Raw genomic sequence first — 19,019 nt, 5'->3', positions numbered from 1 at the left:
TCAACAAAGTGCCCTTGGGGACGCCGGTAGAGCCTGATGTGTAAATGACGTAGGCAAGATGGTGCGGCTGGACCGGTATTGCCGGGCAAGATACTGCGCAGTTTTCGAACTGCGCCGCGTCCTCATCCAGATTGACCAGGGCAATGCCGTGACCGTGCAGTGCAGCGCGGCAGGTGGAGCGGGTAAGTACCAGCGCAGGCCGTGCATCAGCCAGCATATAAGCCAGCCGCTCGGGCGGGTAATCCGGGTCCAGCGGCAGGTAGGCACCGCCGGCCTTCAGCACCGCCAGGATGGCGACGATCAGCTCGAAAGAGCGTTCCAGCGAAATACCCACCAGCACATCCGGCCCCACGCCTTGCCCGCGCAGGTAATGCGCCAAGCGGTTGGCACGTGCATTCAGCTCGCCATAGCCGAGTTGCCGGTCTTCAAGCATCAGCGCGATCTGTGCCGGGGCATTGATGGCCTGCGCTTCAAAAGCCTGGTGGATGCTCGGGTGCGGCAAGCCCGTGGTCTGGGTGTTGTTCCACGTCACCAACATACGCTGCCGCGTGGTTTGATCAAACATGGGCAAGGTGGAAAGCGGCCGGGCACTGTCTTCGGTCAACGCGCCCAACATCACTTGCCATTGCTCGGCCATAGCCTGCACCTGCACGGGGTCAAGCACAGCCGCATCGTAACACCAGCGGCAGCAACTGCCATCCTGGGCAATCTGCATCAGTAGTGTGCCGTTCAATCTGACCAGCGACACGGCGCTGTCCTCGAACGCGCCAGCCTTGACGATTTCCACCAGCAATGGCCAGCGCTGGCCAATACTGGCGCGTAGCTCGGGGTAGCGCTGGACAATATCGCATACAGGTGTGCCGCGCTGCATGCGCTGTGCGAAACGACCGGCTACATCCGGCAGTACGCTGTCAAAGTGTTGCTGCAGATCCAAGTCGAAACGCAATGGCAGCACGGCGGCGAAAAAATCGCCGATGCGGCCCTTTTCAGGCTCACGCTGCGGCAAATAAGCAATATCGTATGCGGATAGCTGGCAAATACGTGCCAGATAGACGCCGTAGGCGGCCAGCAAGGTCATCGCCGTGTGCTCGCCGTGTTGCCAAGCAGCAGGCACAGTGAGATTCATGTGTTGCACATCAATCTGCTTGCCAGCAGATTGATGTGCATAGGGCAGGTGCGCGGGTGCCATTGCTTGCAGCTGCGCTACCCAGAACGCTTCATGCGGTACGGATTGTGTGTGCAGCTGTGTCAGGCGCCCGGCTTCATCCAGAGGGAGCGAAGGCAAGCACTGGCCGGCCATGCAACCGAGTGCACTGCTTGCGACCGGGATCCCCGTCAGCGTGGAGAACCCGCTGAGTCGAAGGTCGTTCGTGGCGGTTGCAACCGTGATGGACGTTTCAGATACGCTCACTACCGTGCCCGGCAATACTCCCGAACATGCGTCCAGTACATCGGCAGCAGCAACGGTGATCAGGCGATCAGCCAGCGCGATTTTTGCGGTGCACAAAGGGTTGCGGTAAGGGCCAAAATACAGGGCGCGAACCAGTGCCGATAAACCGGCGGCAGGTTGCATCCAGTTCAGGCATCCGCCGGCGGCGGGTCGACGGCCATTGGAGAAAAAGGTACGCGCGCCCGAGTCTTGCGGCCGGGGTGCGAGCGTGCCGTGAGCCAGACGGCTGATCAGTATTTCAAACGACTGTAGTGCAGCGGCATAGCATTTGGCATTCAGTGACAATGCGGTATCGTTCGGCGCGATATCGAACCAGGTTTGTTGCAACACATCGCCGGCATCGACCCGCTCGTGCATCAGATGCCAGGTGACGGCGTGGCGCACTTCACCATTGATCAGCGCCCAGGATGTGGCATGTGTGCCCGCGTAACGGGGTAGTGGCGCATCGTGATAATTGATTGCAAAGCCTTGGGGCGCCGCAATCAGCGAGGCCGGCAATATGGCCGGATTGACGATGCTGAAAAGATGATCGAACGGCTCCCCCGCCAGCAAGACAGGCAGGTCAGCCAGGGTGGTCGCAACGGGTAGCTGCCTTTCGGCCCCCCACGATCTCAATCGCTCCTCGCCTGAAACCAACGCAACAATGATATGACCATTTACCAACAGTTGCGCCGCACATGCTTCAAGCAGCGTGGTTTCGCCTATCAGCACGCAGCGTAGTGCGTTTTTCTTCGTTGTCATGTGGGCTTCCAGCATGGTTATAACCTGAGCGCAGGCAACCGTGCCGTGCATGCAGGGTTCGGCACGGCACGACAATCCGGTTTGGGCGATGCCTGTATGGCACGGCTGTCTTTGTAAAAGGAGGAATACGAGGGCAGCAAGAAACGCCCCGCCAGCACCGTTTCAGCGATGCGCTGCAGCGTAGCGACTATTGCACCGTTGAGCTCATGTCGCAGTATCGCGTCATTGCAAATTCATGAATGACAAAGCTTTGTGTAATTTTCTTTTTTGTTTCATGGGCTTGTAGGCAGGCATCGCCGCTACGACGTTCACAAACGACACGTCGGGAAAGGCTCCGAATCCGCGCGACAGGTGCCGACCACCGGTTTCGGCTTGGGCCGGGCGAAGGATTTTTGAGCGCTAGCCGAAGGAAGGGACCGCATCCGCGCTCTCCGCAGCCAGCCCTGCCGGGGCTATATTCCGCTCCTTGATATCTGCAGTTTCTGCGGATGACCCTGATAGCCAGAGAAATACCAGCTGCGGGCTTGCCCATAAAAGTGACTAGTCACATAATTTATCAGTACCAGCATCCAATGCCCGTTTAGGCCAACAATCCCATGAAGCACATTGCCGACAATCAGACAGTCGAGTTGCCAGGTATCCCGGCCATACCGGTAAAGCGTGGTCGCAAGGCGATCACTGGCGTGCCCATGACCGCAGCGCAGCGCAAGCGCCGCAGCCGGTTCAGGCAGATGCAAGCCGCACTCAAAACCGATGGTATTGCAAACAAAATACCGGTACAGCTCGGGTGCACGGTGGACGAATCCACCCGGCGCTGGCTCAAGGCACAGGCCCGACAGATGGGCTGCTCCGTGGGAGACATGGTCGACGTATTGGTCAGAGCCGCGCGGGACAAAACAGCCAGCAACGCTTGATCCATTACATATGGCGGTTACCCGGATGCCGGCTGGCCAGATGTCGGGCTAGCAGGTTGCATCGTTTCATCCAGCATGGCTTCAATATGCGGCCACCAGATGGCAATGCCCTGCTCATCAAGAACCAGCCCGTGCGCATCCCCGCTGAAATGGCCCGTGTTTACAAATTGAGCGCATTTACCGGCAGCGGAGTAAACCCGGTGCAGTTCCCTGGCAAAGTCGATACTCCAGAAGTGGTCGTTTTCCCCATAAAACCACAACGACGGCAGACAAGCGTAACGCCCCAGGTGGCGGAATGCGTGCAGCAGCGGATGCTGCCAGCCATCGCCATGCTCAGCACGCAGGCCGCCGGCGAAGTTGACCAGTGCACGTACGCCCTTGCGGGGTTTCATGCCATAGGCGAGGGTGCCTAACGCACCATAGGAATAGCCGGCTACAAAAATTTGCCCGCCATCAATCTGCGGGTGACGTACCAGGCCGCGAATGGCGGCATCGATATCCCGCGCGCAGAACAGTGCTGCGGAGAGCGGATTGCGCCAGTGGCCCAGATGCAACCCGCCCGAATCCGCAAAGCCCCGGCGGTTGGGTGCTGCAACGGCATAGCCTGCACGCACCAGTGTGCGGGCAAAGGCCAGTGGCTCGCAGCGCGGCTGCGATGCAGGCGCCCCGTAACCCTTGCCATGGTTGAAGACCCATAATGGAAAAGGCCCGCGGCCGCGTGGCAGATACAGCGTGGTGACGAGCTGCACCGGCGGCATGCCGGGTGCCGGCAACATCAGCACTTCACGGCGCCACGGCGATGGCGGCAGCACTGCGTGGGCAATGCCCCGCACGGAGCGGTTCAGCAGGCCCGGCTTGCCATATGCCGGCTGGTACATCAGGGTGCCAGCAGCAGCACGGCGGTCTGGCTCGGTTCGATACGCATGCCCGGCACATTGTTGTTGTTCTGCAGTGTCATGCTGGTGAGCCGCGTAGCCGGCTTGCCCTTGAGCAGTATCGTGAAGGCCCCGGTAACGTAACGCGATTGCGCCATGAAACGCTGCGAGATGATGCCGCCCAATGCGCCTTGCGTATCGCCGGTGGTAATAAAGGTGGTCGTGCCCATATTGTGCGCCGGCATGCCCTTTACCAGGACATGGTACGAGCCGGGGCGGGACATCTTTGCATCGGCCTGGTTCAGGTAGGGGATAGGCAGCATTTGTGGCGGTGTCTTGCAGATATCGGGAAACGCCAGGCATTTGCCTTTCTTCTGGGTATTCATGAACATGGTTTGCTCCCGGGGTCAGCCTATATGTACTTGCCTGGCCTTGGCCTTGATCAGCTTGCTGGCCGTCACTGCCGTGTACTTGCTGCGGATACGTACTCGCGCAGTGCCTTCGTAATCCAGCTGACCGGCACGCACCTGATCAATCTGCTCGATGCGCCGCAGGCTGACCTTGGCCAGCAAACTCAGGCGATCAACCATGGTTTCACATGCTTGCCCGATCAGCCGCAGCGTGCCGATAGCGCCCTGCAGCAGTACGCCGGTGTACCGCAATGTCTCCACGGTCACTTCGCCCTCGTCGGCCCGCAATGCAAAGATGCGACCATCAAGCGACAGCTTTTGCGCCGCCTGCAAGTGCAACGCACCGGTGCTGCCGATGATGGCATCACCATCCAGCTGCAGCCGGGCAGGGGTATTGCCTGCGCGCTCCAGTACGGCCAGCAGATATATGCCCGCACTGCCGGCGGCTGCCAGCAACACCTGGTCACCGGTTTCGGGCAAGAGCAGGCAACTGGCGGCACGGCGACAAGTCAGGCCTCGCCCGGCCTGTTCGACCAGAAAAGTGCCGTCACCCAGATCGGCGATCACGCTGGCCGGGCTGCTCTGCAGTGCGGCTTGAGTCACTATTGCCATGAAATACTCCTGTTGAATCATGAAAGTTGAGAGGCCAGTGCGGCAGCTTCTGCCCGCCACAGGGCATCGTCGCGCTCAACCACGCCGCTACGCGTGCTCCAACGCGCATCCAGCGTCAGGCTGCGATGCATGCGCGTGTTGTCAAACAGCGCATCGCGAAAATCAACGCCTGTGCAGTCGGCATAGGACAGTTCGGCGTGCTGCATGCGGGCCTGGTTGAAGCGCGCGCCATTGGCACGCGTGCGCATCAACACCGCCATTTCCAGCCCCGCTCCGGAAAAATCGGTTTCGGTCAGCAATGCGCCCTCCCAGATGCTGCAGGCAAACTCGCCCTGGCGGCAGTCGGCCTGGCTCAGATCGGCTTGCGGGAAGAGCACATGTCTGGCATCGACACCGATCAGGCTGGCCCCGATCAGGGTGGCGCCTTCGAATACCGTTTGCGTCAGTACTGCGCCACTCAGATCTGCCTGGTCCAGCCGGGCTTGCGCAAACTGGCATCCGGCCAGATGCAGGCCTGCGAGCCGTTGGCCGGATAGATCGGAACCGCTGAAAACCACCTGCTCGAACGATGCACCACTGAAATCGACCTGACGCAGGTCCAGCTCGAACAATGATGACTCCGTCACGTGGGCACTGCTCAGGTCGCAGTCGTTCAGATCGCATTCATTCACGGTCACTTCCTGCAGTAGCGCCCTTTGCATGGAAGTCTGGTGCAATACGCTTTCCAGCAGATCTACCTGTTGCAAAGCAGCCTCATCGAAAATCGCCCCGATCAGCTCGCAATGAATCAGTGCCACCTGGCTCAAAGCGGCAGCGCCGAAGTTGCATTGCGCCAGCGTGCACTGCAGCCATTGCACATCGTCGATGGCGGCCGAGGAAAAGTTGCAATTCGTGAGCGTGCAATCATTGAAAATGCAGCCATGCAGGCTGGCATTTGCCAGGTCGACATCCGTCAGCACGCACCGCAGGAATATGCCGCCCGCAATGACCTGGTCTGCCAGATGCAGGCCATGCAGTGTGCGTGCTTCAACGGGCTCACCGTTCCCGATCGCGGCAAGCAGCTCTTCTGCCGTCATCGTGCCTCCTCAATGCTGGCCCGCGGGTAGAGATTGACCCGTTCCGCGTGGATCTGATCCAGTACCGTTGCTGCATCCAGCAGTACCAATGCCAGGTCGGCTTCGAACAGGTGTGCACCACTCAGGTCTGCGCCACGCAGATCAGCACTGCGCAGCATGGCCTGCATCAGGTTGGCACCGGCAACGCGTGCACCGATCAAGTTGGCGCCGATCAACAGGCAACCTGGCGCCTGTACCCCGCCAAGATCCGCTCCATGCAGTTGCGCACCGGACAAGTCGCAGTCGTCCAGCGATGCACCGGTCATGCGTGCCTGTCCCAACATGGTGTCGCGCAAATTGCAGGATTTCAGTTTGGCATTGCGGAAGTCGGCAGCGCCCAGATTGCAGTCGAGCGCAGCGTAGCAGTCACTGAGTGAGGCATTGATGAAGGAAACGCCGATCGCATCAGTCTCTGCCATGCTGCAGCCATCAAGGATCGCCGAGTCGAATCCGGTTTTTTCCAGCCGGCACTCCAGCCAGTTGCAGCCGGCGAGAACGGCATCGTCAAACTGCACGTCAACAAGCGTGCAGGCGTGGAAATCGGCATCTTCCAGCTCCGCTCCGCCAAACTGGCAACGGTTGAATTCACTTTGCTGCAGACTCAATGCCGATATGCGGGCCTCGCTGAAATTGCAATCGTCAAATTGCGCCTCGCGCCAATCTGCCGAGCCGATCAATGCGCCGGCAAAGCTTGCTTGTCTTGCCACCACGTGCGAAAGATTGGCCGATGCCAGGTTGGCAGCGGTCAGTGAGCAATGGCTTAGCCGCGCGCGGGCGAGAATGGCCTCGCTCAGGTCTGCACCATCCAGCTTGCACCCTTCGAGATTGGCACTTTCCAGCAAGGCGCCAGCCAGCCGCGCTCCGGTCAGATCCATCCCGGACAAATCTGCACCCGTCAGGTCCACGTCAGCCAGATCCCGGTCTAATGCATAACGCTGCTGCACCTGCTCACGCATCCGCGCCGATGCCGCTGGCGCGAGCACTGGCGCCGCGCTGCAAAACGCGACCGAATGCAGATAGAGCTGGCGCAATTGTCGGGCCGCGTCTGCCATGCCAAGTCCGGTTGGCGGCATGGCCGAGGGTGATGCGGTCATCTCGCGCAATTGCGCCTGACGCCCGGCAAAGTCGAATGTCGTTGCGTGCCCGGGGTGTTCCAGTTGGGCCAGGAGTGTCTGCGCGGCCGTATCAGCGCCACGCTCGCGCAACGCCTCACGCAGCTTTTCCTGTTCGGCCTGCATCCTCGCGGTCATCTCTGCCTCGCGCAAGCGGAGCGCGGCGTCGAATTGCGGCAGTTCGGACAGCCGTTGCAGCCTGGGCATATCCTGGATGATATCGTCTGCGGGCAGCGAGATGCCTGCGGCCTTCATTTGCTCATCGCCTTGCTGCTGCGCCCGTTGCATGCGTGCATCCAGTCGCTGTTCCAACGGGCCAACAGGGGAATCGGCCAATAACTCGGTGTCGAACGCCTGCCCGATCAGCGCTGCGCTGATCAGCGCTGCCTCATCGAACACGTACAGGTCTCCATCGTCCGGATCGAGTCGCTGTGCGAGTGCCGCTTCATAGTGATCGAGAGACCTGGGTGCAGCCAGCTCTTCAAACGCTGGCATCAGATGCACCACATTGCTCGCCTCATCGTCGTCAACGGCCATGCTGCCGTGATAAAGCAGGATCGCGCACTCCTCATGCGGCACGAACCATGCTGTGGTCAGGCGCAACGGAAGTTCTTCGAAGGTCAGGGCGTCTCCATCGCCTTCCGGATTTCCGTCGTCTGCCTCTGTGGTGCCCTGATCAATGTGCTCACCACGCAGTGTCACGAAACAACGCGCGCGTGCCCGAGGAAGCTGACCGGCAAACACCGCAAATTCCGGGTGCATGTTCACAAAGCGGTAGTTCAACCCCGCAGGCAGGCGATCCTGCCCGCGCCACTGCTGATCGGGCGGCGCGAGGTTGAAGTAATGCCAATCAAACGAAGGGGGAAAACCGGGCGCATGATTTTGCAGCCATTGCTCATCGTATTGCCCCATCAGGGCCATGTGCGACGGCGCGCTGATGTCCACCCGGCCCAAGCCCGCCGGGGCTGTGCGCTGGCTGGGTGAGGTGAGTAGCTGATGCGCATGCTCTACATTGGGAATGCGCTGCACGTGCCGGCCTTCCAGCCATTCCACCGCATGACCCATGCCGGCGGGATTTTCCGCATATCCGATGCCGCCATAGGCGTGGCTGCGATCAAGCGGCATGACATCGAACGGTTGTGGCGTGCTCGCTGACCCGGCCAACCAGAACCGGTCGCCGAATACAGTCAGCCGCTTTTGCTTGTCGCCCACGCATGCCTCGATTGCGCATGCGGTTTTTTCCTGCTGGTGCCGCGTGGTGGCAATGCCGGAAACAAGATATTCAGCAGATGGTTTGGGCATGGCCAGATCGATCAAGCCGTCTTCACCCTGTTCTTCCTCAATCAGTTCCCATAACTCTTGCTCCGGCAGCAAGGCAGGATGCTCGCCACCAAGTGCAACCAGTGCCAGTACGACAACACAAAGATGCGGTTGTTGCTGATGGCGGAAAGGGCGGTGCAATACGCCCAACCGTAGTGGCTTGATGATTTCCATATTGCGTCAGCCTTCCGGATGTTGAAGCCGAACAAGGTCGATCATGACCGCCCCAGCCGGGGTGTCATCAACCCGCAGCGGTACCGGCAGGCCCGGCTGCACGCGCGGCAACGCTGTCAATGGCATGATCTGATCAAAAGATGCCTCGCGCTGTTCGCCGCTTTGTTGATAACGCACCGATATGCGTGCTACCGGCTTGTTATTGACCACCGTATCGGTTTGCTCGATGGCAATGACCTGGCCCTTGATGATTTTCCCCTGCTGTTGCAAACGCTCGTTGGTATCCTGCATGGTCTTTATGGGCGCCATGGTCTGCCAGACAGAGTAAGCGGCAAATGCAATGACGCTGCCAATGACCAGTGCCAGAACACCACCCCAGAATCGCGAACTGGTCAAATTGGCCTCCTGCTTCGAATTTGAAAGCGATGGCATTCCCGATGGCCTTCATTGGTTAAACTTGCGTTGCAAACCTTTGTGCCGTCCATTACGGTGCACCGCCACCGCCACCGCCACCGCCACCGCCACCGCCACCGCCACCGCCACCGCCACCGCCACCGCCACCGCCACCGCCACCGCCACTACGCCCCCGCGGTATCTTGGAGGGCAGGCTTTTGATCGAAGTCCAGGTATTGCTGGCCATCTTCTTCGCGCCTTTCGCGCCATCCTTCGCCAGCTGTCCGCCTGATCTGAATTCATTCCCCGCTTTATTGAGCGGCTTTTGGGGTTTCGGGTCTTGAGACTTTTTATCGAATGCCCCGCTGATGCCACCACCCATGAAATTGACGAGCTTGTATTTGTTGATATGGACTTTGCCTTGATCCTTGAAAGCACCGGAGTTCTTGTTTTCGATGATGGTATTTTCGGATTTGTAGAAGTTGAATTCCTTCTTGCCAATTTCATTGCGCTTCATTTCGAATACGTTGTAACCCATGCTCAAACCGGTGACGCCAGCCTTGAATACATCGGCACCCACGTTCAAGACCGTGCCCGCGGTCTTCATTCCGGTAAAATCAAAGGAAAACAGCGATGTAAACGTGAGCTTCGAGGTGCTGACCGAGAAGCCGCCACCCCCGGAAGAAGATCCGCCCGAGCCGGTACCACCGCCGCCGCCTCCGGTAGTCGAAATATCCACATCGCCAGCCACCAGCGTGTGTACGCCACCAGTCTGGTAACTTGCATCCTGAAACACGGTCACGGTGTGGCCTGATTCCACAGTGGTGGTACGGCTACCCACCACGGTTGTATCGTGATCCTCACCGATCGTGACGACATGCGAGCCGGTCACGTCATGGGTGTGATCTGCATTGACGGTATGCGCCAGCAGCTTGTGATTGGTACGGGTTTCTTCCGATTCGTAGGTCTTGTCGGCCACGCCCTTGACGAGGTGGCTGTAGGTGCTTTCATAGGTTTGATCGTGTGCGTCCTTGCGCAGCACCGTCGAGGCGCCGATCGACGTATGCGCCCAGGTATCGTGGTAGGTTTCGTCGGCTTTCTTGATCACCTTGCGGGTGCTTTCGCCGTCCACGCTGTGATCGTAGTTCTGCTCGATGCTGGTGAACTTGTTGCCTTTCACGGTTTGCGTGGAATGGCGGCCGATGGTTTCGGTGCGATCCTGGCCGATGTCGTGCAGCTTGTCCCGCTCTACCGTGGTGCGATGATCCAGCTCGGCATGGAACCATAACTCTTCGGCACCGGGTTTATCTTCAAAGCGGATGGCATTGGCATTGGCTGGCGAGCCCTTGAGCGAACGGCTCACGAAACCGCTTTGCGTGGCACTGGCCGGCAGGCCGAAGGGCGGCATCTGGTCGGCGTTATAGGTGCAGCCGATCACGATGGGGCGGTCCGGTTCACCCGCAATGAAATCGATGATCACTTCCTGGCCGACACGGGGAATGTAAATGCCACCAAAGGTAGAACCTGCCCAGCTGGACGACACCCGCACCCAGCACGAGCTGTTCTCGTCCATGGTGCCGTAACGGTCCCAGCGGAACTGCACCTTGATGCGGCCATACTGGTCAGTCCAGATTTCCTCGCCAGCCGGGCCAACCACCACCGCCGTCTGCGGGCCGTTGGTGCGCGGCTTGGGGGTTTTGCGGCCAGGGCGGAAGGGCAGGCTGGTGGGCTGGGTGACGAAATCGAATTCGTAATACGCCAGCTCTTCGCTGCTGGCATAGCCGGGCTCTTTCAAGCGGTAGGTCACGCTCACCAGCAGGTAATCGCGGTTGGCTTCCATGCGCGGGCAATTGCGCAAGGTGAAGGTATAGCCGGGTGCCAGCCCGCGGGCGGTGGCATGGCCATCATCACGCTCACGTGCGGCTTGCAGTTCTTCCAAGCGGATGCGGCTGTAATGATCGGATTCACCCTGATCGCTATAGCCACCCAGCCAGTCGTAGATCTCATACTGGCCATGCGGATGCTCGGCCGGGTTGCTGCGCTGGTTCTGCAGCTTGGTGCGTGGCTTGGTGAAGTTGTAGTCATCGGTCACATAGCTGCCGGGGGCAATTTCCTCCGCCACCTGGTAGGTATCGATGCATTCTTCCTGCGCCGCGACCACGCGGTCTGCGGTGAAGAAGGGCACGCTGGCATAACCGGGAAAGGGCTCGTGGGTGCCGATATCATCGGTCAGCACCAGCGTATGGCTACCCAGTTCATGCTTGAAGAAGTAATAGATGCCTTCGTGTTCCATCAAGCGGCTGACGAAATCGAAATCCGTTTCCTGGTACTGCACGCAATACACCCACTGCCGGTAACTGCCGGTGAGGCGCTGTTCGATGGCAAAGCCGTACTCACCCAGCACCGCCTGCAGGATGTCCGGTACGCTCTGGTTCTGGAAGATCTTGCAATCCTGCGTTTGCGTCAGCAGCCACAGCCACGGGCGTACTGTGGCGCGGTAACGGTATTGCCGGTCTACCGCATCTTCCCGCCCCAGCAGGATGCAGCGCGACACGATGCCATCCAGGTAGCGTGAACCGCCGTCGCCGGTTTCGATTTCCAGCGTCAGGGGCTGGCCCAGCAGTGCCTTGAGGTCCAGCGAGTGGCTGTCTGAAAGCAGTTCCACTTCGAACTCGAACAGTTGCGACAGTGCCTCGGTGCCGTGCATGGCCCTGAAGCGCAGTGCCTCTTCACCCAGCGGGGTGTGCGCTTTGACGACGCGTTTCATGCTTCATTCTCTTTATGTGGGGGAGCAGTTGTCGGGATGGACGTAGCGCGCGTCACACTTGCACCGCTTCTGCCTGAGCGGATTCCGTTGACGTTGCGCGCGTGCTGGCGGCGCCCTGATGGGTGTAGCGGTAGATGAATTCGCCCTCTGCTGCATCCAGCACCACGCTGCTCAGCGGTGCGCCTGCGGCACTCAGCAACAGTTCGCGGCTGATTTGCGGCAGCACGGTATGGGTCAGGATGGCGTCGACCATGCGCCCGCCCGATTCCACCTCGGTGCAGCGGGTGCTGACGAGTTGCACCGCAGCGGGCTCATAACCGAATTCGATGCCGTGGTTGTCATGCAGGCGTTTGGCGATACGGCTCAGCTGCAGGCCGACGATGCGCGCCAGCATGCTGTCCGACAGCGGGTAATACGGTACTACCGACAAGCGGCCCAGCAGCGCGGCGGGGAATACCTGGCGCAGTGGCTCGCGCAGTGCCAGCGCCAGCGCTTCCGGCGTGGGCAGCAGGTCCGGGTCCTGGCAAAGTTGCATCATGCGGTCACTGCCGACATTGGACGTGAGGATGATCACGGTGTTCTTGAAGTCGATATAGCGGCCTTCACCGTCTTCCATCCAGCCCTTGTCGAACACCTGGAAGAAAATCTCGTGCACGTCCGGGTGGGCTTTCTCGATTTCATCCAGCAACACCACGCTGTACGGGCGGCGGCGCACGGCCTCGGTCAGCACACCGCCTTCGCCGTAGCCCACATAGCCCGGTGGCGCGCCCTTGAGCGTGGAGACGGTATGCGCCTCCTGGAATTCGCTCATGTTGATGACGATCAGGTTCTGCTCGCCGCCGTACAGTGTTTCAGCCAGTGCCAGCGCAGTTTCGGTCTTGCCCACGCCGGATGGGCCGGCCAGCAGGAATACGCCAACCGGCTTGTTCGGGTCATCCAGCCGCGCGCGGGAGGTCTGCACCCGGCGCGCAATGGCTTCCAGCCCATGGCGCTGCCCGATCACGCGGGCATTGAGCGTATCGGCAAGGCCGAGGATCGCTTCGGCTTCGTCCTTCACCATGCGTCCGACGGGAATGCCGGTCCAATCGGCTACTACGGCGGCGATGGCGTGCGCATCCACGGCAGCGAGGATCAGCGGCGCTTCCTGTTGCTGCGCGGCCAGTTGCACCAGCACTTCATCCAGCTCGGCCAGGCATGCCTGCCGGTCAAACGGCTGGCTGTCGCCGGCGTCATCTTCGGTGGCGGGCACGCCCTTGCCCAGCAATTGCGCGCGCAATGCAATCACGCGGTTGGCCAGTGCCTGTTCGGCCTGCCAGCGTTCGTGCAGCAGCGCGTGGTTGGCGGTTTCCTCCAGCAGGCGGGTCGCCAGCACATCCAGCCGCGCCGGCTCGCCGGCATTCACCGCGCATTCACGCGTCACGATCTGCTGTTCCACCTGCAACGCTTCGATGCGGCGCTGGCAGTCTTCCAGCACCGGCGGCATCGCATGCTGGCTGACCGCCACGCGGGCGCAAGCGGTATCGAGCAGGCTGACTGCCTTGTCCGGCAACTGGCGTGCCGGAATATAGCGGTGCGACAGGCTGACCGCCGCGCGGATCGCATCGTCCAGCAGCAACACCTGGTGGTGGATCGACAGCTTGTCCGCGATGCCGCGCAGCATGGTCAGCGCACGCGCTTCGTCCGGTTCGTGGATCTGCACGACCTGGAAGCGCCGGGTCAGTGCCGGATCTTTCTCGATGTATTTCTTGTATTCCGCCCAGGTGGTTGCGCCGATGGTGCGCAGTTCGCCGCGCGCCAGCATGGGCTTGAGCAGGTTGGCGGCATCACCGGTACCCGCTGCACCGCCAGCACCGATCAGCGTATGGATTTCATCGATGAACAGCACGATGGGGCGCGGGCTTGCCTGTACTTCGTCGATCAGTTGGCGCAGGCGGCGCTCGAATTCGCCTTTCACGCTGGCACCAGCCTGCAGCAGGCCGATATCCAGCAGGTGCAGTGCCACATCGCGCAGCGGCGGCGGTACTTCGCCTGCGGCAATGCGCAGCGCCAGGCCTTCCACTACCGCGGTCTTGCCCACGCCGGCTTCGCCCGCCAATAGCGGGTTGTTCTGGCGGCGGCGCAGCAACACGTCGACGATCTGGCGGATTTCTTCATCGCGGCCTGTTACCGGGTCCAGCTCGCCAGCCTGCGCGCGTGCAGTCAGGTCAACGGCGTACTGCTGCAATGCGGTGCCACCGGCGGCATCGGGATTGCTGTTGCCAGCCGCCAGCGGCGGCGCGCTGGCTTCTTCGCTTGAATCCGCCACGATGATCGCCAGTTGGCCTTGCAGCACATCCGGCAGGATGCGCTCGAACTCGCGCGAGATGCCCAGCAGCACATGGCGCAGTGACACCGTTTTCAACAGGCCGATCAGCAAATGGGCGCCACGGATATGGCCGGCACCGAACTGCAGGCTGCCATATACCCATGCGCGCTCGACTGCTTCGTCGATATGGCCGGAAAGATCACTGACGGCACTGGCGCCGCGCGGCAATTTATCCAGCGAGGCCACCAGATCATGCTGCAGCCGTTCCGGGTTCAGCTTGAAGTGGCGCACCACATATTGCAGGTCACCATCCGGCCCTTGCCAGAGCTGGTGCAGCCAGTGGGCAAGTTCCACATACGGGTTGCCACGCAGCCGGCAATACGCGGTGGCGCTTTCCAGCGCTGCAAACAGCAACGGGTCCAGTTTGCCAAACAGGGCGGAACGGCTGATTTCAGACATGTGTTTTCCTTGAAGCGGGCTGCGTGCCTGCACGCAGCGTGTAATCGATGACAAGATCGCCGGCGTCCCGATCGGGTGCGCGCCGGCCCAGCCATGCGCCCAGGCCCAGCGGCTGCGGTGCGCTGAGCGCGCCGGCGGGCACCTCCGGGCCGGAGAGCAGCAGCTGCACGTCCCAGGCGAGCTCCAGACCCACGTAGTCGCGTACCCAGCGGTTGAGCGCCGCCACGTGATCGCCGCCGGGCAGAAAGCGGCGATACGTGCGCCAGGGCATCGGGCCCAGCACCAGCCGGAAGCGCGATTGCGCATCGCGCACGGCGATACCCAGCGTGCTGCCGGTGCCCAGCGCGGCCTGATCATGGTTGCCCAGCGCCAGGCATTCCTGCGGCGCCAGCATCACCCAGTGCGACACATGCTCGACCACCTGCACCCGCACGTCGAAATAGCGCTGCAAGATCTGCTGCAGCCCTTCCGGATTGCGGGTTTGCCGCGCCAGATGGCCCGCCTGGTAATAGCGTGCGTGCGTGCCGATGTCGTCTTCCGGCTGCGCACCCAGTGCCAGCAGGCTGCCGATATAGCGGTCAAAGCGCCCTTGGCCGGGGCGATCAAGGCTGGCGGTGGATTGCGCATCGGCCCAGGCACGATAGAACAGCAGGATCAGCCGGTGGTGGAACAGGTCGGCAAACGCGGCCAGCGTGGGGTCGTCCGCGATGCGTTCGCGTTCGCGTACGTATTCGGTCAGGTGCAATGGCAGCGGGCCATTGGGGCCGAACAGGCCGAAGCCGTAGATTGATAACCGTGGTGTTTGCGCGGCCGTTTCATCCAGCCCGGCCACCATCGACGGCGCGAAAGACATCGATGCGCGCTGCCCCAGCCGGATCGGCTCTTCCTGCGGGCGCGCGCCGCGCCCCAGCGGTTCTGGTGCACCGGCGCGGGCATCCAGCCAGCGCAGCACCTGGAACAGATCATGCGCGTATGGCGCATCGCGTAGCGCCTGCCAGGCCGGGTCTTGCAACCATGTCGCGGCAGCGGGGGCAGCCGTTATCGGGCTTGCCATCGGCGCGGCAGTCAATGGCGCGTTCATATCACCGGCCTTGCGCCCAGCCGCGGCGGCCATGCGGCAACCTGGCCGCGATGGGTAGTGTGCAGCGCCATTTCGGTGAACAGGTTGATTGCCACGTGCCGGGCAAAGAATTGCTCCAGTACCGCGCCAAACAGGTAGGGGCTGTCGCCGGAAAACGCCTGTTCATCCACGGTCAACGCCACGCGCACGCCGCGGCCATGCATGATGGGGCCTGCTTGCGGCAGGCGGCGGAATACCGGCGTGAACGCCACGCCGCGCACGCTTTCTATCTGCCGCTGCAGCCCGGCATCGGCAGCGCCCACATACAGGTTGAGCAAGTGGCGCAGCACTTCTGCACCCTTGTCCTCATCCAGCTCGGTCCAGCCCTGGTAATTGAGGCCCAGGTGGCTGATCAGATGCCAGCTCAACGCATCCTCTGCCAGTGGTGGATGGGGCCGGGTAGGGCCACGCAATACCTTGATGGTACCGACCGGAGCAGAAACGCCCAGCGTAAAGTCGGTTTCACCACCGAGCGGCAGTAGCAGCGACAGATCCCGGTTGGTGCACAGCGTATCGACTGCCAGATGGCGCAGCGTGCCGCTGAATGGCGAATCATGCCGGTCCACCAGCGAGATGAAGACCTCGCTGCCTACATAGGCGGTGCGGCTACCATGGCGCCGTGCCTGCTCGGAAACCAGCCGGGGCTCGCGCCGCAGCGCATAGTAGGCGCCGTAATCGCGGTCATCCGCGCCGAATGAGGCGTAAAACGGGCGGAACTCACGTTCGGCAACCTCGCCACCCGAGTGGCCGACAATGCGGCTGACCGTATGCACTTCGTAATCCAGCGGCTTGGTGCGGTCTACTACCAGATGAAACTCGTGCCGCTGCGGGGTCACCAGGACCCGGTCGGCGCGTTTGGGAAACAGGTTGACCACCGGCGTGCAATGCAGCGCCAGGTCTTCCGTATCCACCACGCGCTCCAGCGCCGCATCGTCCTGATCGAGCAGGATCACGATCTCGAATTGCGTGCCACTGAGGCCGCGCAATGCCTGCTGCAGCCCGTTGATGCTGAAGAACAGGAAGCGCCCCGGGCAGGCAAAGTACTCCTGCAGCAAGCGGTAGCCCTGGAAAGTCCGTCCGTCATTGGGCAGCAGTGCCTGGCCGGCTTCGAAGCCTTCGTGGCGTATCGCCTTGCTATCGAGCAGCCCGTCGCATTGGCCGTTGCCGGCCTGGCGGCACAGCACGGCAACGGTATGCCCGGCCAATAGCTCCAGCAGGCGCAGTGCGCGCTGTTCAGGGCCGGCCAGATACAGCTCCAGCCGGTCCAGCGGTAGCGTTTCGCAGCGTTGCCCTGCCGTCACCTGCAAGCGGATGCGCAATGCCGCACGGGCGCGACTACGGTATGCACCGGGTGGCAGATCAGCCGGCGGCGGGCCGAAACGCACGTTTTCCAGTTGCAGCGGCCATAGCGTTACCGGGTGGCCGGTACGGAATTCACAGGCGGTCTGTTCGCCGCGCGCCACATTGGCGCGCAGGGCGGTGTTCGCTGGCAGCGCAAAGCCGGCGGCCAGATTGCCTTCATTGAGGTTGGCCTGCAGTTGCACCACCGCCATGGCCGGCGTAGGCGCCAGGTAATTGGGGTATACCACCGCCAGCAGGCGTTGCGAGAAACGCGGAAACTCCGCGTCCATCTTCATCTGCACCCGCGCGGTCAGGAAGCTGAAGCCTTCCAGCAGCCGCTCCACGTAGGGATCGGCCACTTCGATGCCATGCATGCCCAGCCGGCCGGCCACCTTGGGATAGCGCTCGGCAAACTCGGCACCCAGTTCGCGCAGGTAGCCCAGCTCGCGGTTGTAGTAATCAAGCAGACGAGCGTCCATCAGCTGCCCACCAGATCGCTCAGTACCGCCTGGCCGGTTTCCAGGTCCAGGTTGGAGCGCACCAGGAATTCCAGCGGGTAGGGCACCGACCACAACAGCCCGCGGATTTCGAACGCCATTTCATTGCGCAGCGCCAGCGAATCGAGCGCAGTCACGCAAATCACCTCGACGCTGTCCGGCAGCAATCGCGGTTCGAATTGCAGGATGGCCATGCGCAGCCCGGTGGCCAGTTCCTGGCTGTCCAGTTCGGAAATCCGTTTGCCAGCCAGCGGCAATACGCCGAAATTGAGTACCGAACGCTGTGCGGCGGCAAACGGCGACAGGTCGACATCCGCCGCCATGCTGGTGGTATTGAGCAGCCACGACAGATCGCGCAGCACCGCAGCGCGCAATGCACCATGGCTGGTACCGGGAATATCGCTCTCGCTGCGCTGCAGCGGTGCGCTGTCGGTCAGACGATCCAGCAACGACGGCCGCAGCCGGTCGCGTGCGCCCTGGCGCTGCGGATCATCACGAACCGGGTTGCGCCGTTCAAGCATGCGCGGTGACCTCGGCCGTGGCCTGCAGTCCGGCCAGATCCAGCAATGCGTATTCATTCTGGTCGCTGGCCCACATACGCTGGCCGCGCCCCTGGTAATGGCCATCACCCCCCAGCGGCTCCCATTCGGTATAGCGCGACAGCAGGCATTCATCCTGCGGCAGCGCAGCCGGTTGCGCCGGCAGCGGATAGCGTACCGGCAGGATCACCGCGGTTTCGCTGCCATCGTGCAGTGTCAGCGCAGCATGCGCCCATACCAGGTCGCAACGGCTGATGGGGCGGGACAAACGCAGCCCGGCCACGCTCGACAAGGGCAGCCAGTGGTAACGCTCCCCGGCAAAAAACTCCAGTACCGGGCCGAAGCGGCTATCGCCATCGGCCAGCCACTGGTAGGGCTGCGGCCCGGCGCCGTCATGGCTCAGCAGGATGCCGGCTGCCACCGGCGCTAACGCCCAGGCTGCATCGCGCAGTACGCTGGCTTCGGCATGGCGGCCCTGCACGTCATGGTGCAGTGCCTCTACCAGCTGTGGCAGCCAGGCAGGCGGGTCATTGGGCAGTTGCGGAACGGCCTTGCCGGCAAATACGGCGGCGCGTACCAGTTCGGCTTTCAGCGCACTGCCATAGCCGCGCACCAGCGAGATTGCATCGGGGTTGAGGGTCAGGCACAACTGCAGTTGTGCCTGTGCGCGCTGCCAGTCGCCCAGCAGCGCAAGAATCTGGAAAAGATGGGCGCGCAGGTCCGCATCGTTCGGCTTCTGCCGGATACGCGCTTCGATCTGGCCGAGTTCTTCAGCCAGGCTCACGGGTTTTGCGGATGCATCGATCGTCATGTCGGTTTCCAGCTGCCTGCAATGCAAAAAATGGCGGGCTGGCCCGGGGGCTGCCCGCCCGTGC

Annotated in this window: 14 protein-coding genes; 1 reads left to right on the top strand and 13 read right to left on the bottom strand. The window is 61.7% G+C overall.

From position 1 onward, the window contains the following. On the bottom strand, positions 1-2,191 hold a 2,191-nt coding region (locus IGB42_RS20035), incomplete at its 3' end, for an AMP-binding protein (RefSeq protein WP_159675065.1). Between the two features lie 596 nt (positions 2,192-2,787). On the opposite strand from IGB42_RS20035, the gene IGB42_RS20030 reads away from it, so the two are divergent. Beyond that, positions 2,788-3,105: a hypothetical protein gene (locus tag IGB42_RS20030; protein ID WP_159675063.1), complete on the top strand. Its 318-nt coding sequence runs from the start codon at positions 2,788-2,790 to the stop codon at positions 3,103-3,105. Positions 3,106-3,122: 17 nt separating this feature from the next. On the opposite strand, the gene IGB42_RS20025 is transcribed toward IGB42_RS20030, so the two are convergent. From IGB42_RS20025 to IGB42_RS19970, 12 genes are all read right to left on the bottom strand, one after another. Beyond that, positions 3,123-3,983, bottom strand: a complete 861-nt coding sequence (locus tag IGB42_RS20025) for a dienelactone hydrolase family protein (protein ID WP_159675061.1) — start codon at positions 3,981-3,983, stop codon at positions 3,123-3,125. Continuing rightward, on the bottom strand, positions 3,983-4,372 hold the full coding sequence (locus IGB42_RS20020; RefSeq protein ID WP_159675059.1) for a DUF4150 domain-containing protein: 390 nt from the start codon (positions 4,370-4,372) through the stop codon (positions 3,983-3,985). Before IGB42_RS20020 ends, IGB42_RS20025 begins: the two co-directional genes overlap by 1 nt. A gap of 15 nt (positions 4,373-4,387) precedes the next feature. Then, positions 4,388-5,002, bottom strand: coding sequence for a DUF3540 domain-containing protein (locus IGB42_RS20015; RefSeq protein WP_159675057.1), 615 nt, complete (start codon positions 5,000-5,002; stop codon positions 4,388-4,390). A 17-nt stretch (positions 5,003-5,019) separates the two neighbouring features. After that, positions 5,020-6,078 carry a pentapeptide repeat-containing protein gene (locus IGB42_RS20010; RefSeq protein ID WP_201800026.1) on the bottom strand — a complete coding sequence of 353 codons (1,059 nt, stop codon included), beginning with the start codon at positions 6,076-6,078 and terminating at the stop codon, positions 5,020-5,022. Next, positions 6,075-8,723 (bottom strand): DUF2169 domain-containing protein, encoded by a 2,649-nt coding sequence (locus IGB42_RS20005; RefSeq protein ID WP_159675055.1) that lies wholly within the window; start codon positions 8,721-8,723, stop codon positions 6,075-6,077. The genes IGB42_RS20010 and IGB42_RS20005 overlap by 4 nt, the downstream gene beginning before the upstream one ends. 6 nt (positions 8,724-8,729) lie before the next feature. Then, positions 8,730-9,119, bottom strand: coding sequence for a hypothetical protein (locus IGB42_RS20000; RefSeq protein WP_159675053.1), 390 nt, complete (start codon positions 9,117-9,119; stop codon positions 8,730-8,732). Positions 9,120-9,207: 88 nt separating this feature from the next. Continuing rightward, entirely contained in the window at positions 9,208-11,883 is a 2,676-nt protein-coding gene (locus IGB42_RS22590; protein WP_201800025.1) for a type VI secretion system Vgr family protein, read from the bottom strand. Positions 11,884-11,935: 52 nt separating this feature from the next. Next, on the bottom strand, positions 11,936-14,647 hold the full coding sequence (gene tssH, locus IGB42_RS19990; RefSeq protein ID WP_159675051.1) for a type VI secretion system ATPase TssH: 2,712 nt from the start codon (positions 14,645-14,647) through the stop codon (positions 11,936-11,938). Continuing rightward, positions 14,640-15,728: a type VI secretion system baseplate subunit TssG gene (gene tssG / locus IGB42_RS19985; RefSeq protein WP_201800024.1), complete on the bottom strand. Its 1,089-nt coding sequence runs from the start codon at positions 15,726-15,728 to the stop codon at positions 14,640-14,642. The genes tssH and tssG overlap by 8 nt, the downstream gene beginning before the upstream one ends. Next, a complete protein-coding gene (tssF, locus tag IGB42_RS19980) occupies positions 15,725-17,587 on the bottom strand; it encodes a type VI secretion system baseplate subunit TssF (protein ID WP_159675049.1) in 1,863 nt (620 codons plus the stop codon). The genes tssG and tssF overlap by 4 nt, the downstream gene beginning before the upstream one ends. Beyond that, complete coding sequence (tssE, locus tag IGB42_RS19975) at positions 17,587-18,126, bottom strand: type VI secretion system baseplate subunit TssE (protein WP_159675047.1); 540 nt, start codon at positions 18,124-18,126, stop codon at positions 17,587-17,589. Before tssE ends, tssF begins: the two co-directional genes overlap by 1 nt. Further along, a complete protein-coding gene (locus IGB42_RS19970) occupies positions 18,119-18,955 on the bottom strand; it encodes a type VI secretion system accessory protein TagJ (protein ID WP_159675045.1) in 837 nt (278 codons plus the stop codon). Before IGB42_RS19970 ends, tssE begins: the two co-directional genes overlap by 8 nt. Positions 18,956-19,019 lie beyond the last annotated feature (64 nt).

This window comes from Andreprevotia sp. IGB-42, from assembly GCF_009848685.1.
GTDB lineage: Bacteria > Pseudomonadota > Gammaproteobacteria > Burkholderiales > Chitinibacteraceae > Andreprevotia.
This window is presented reverse-complemented; position numbering and strand designations above follow the sequence as displayed.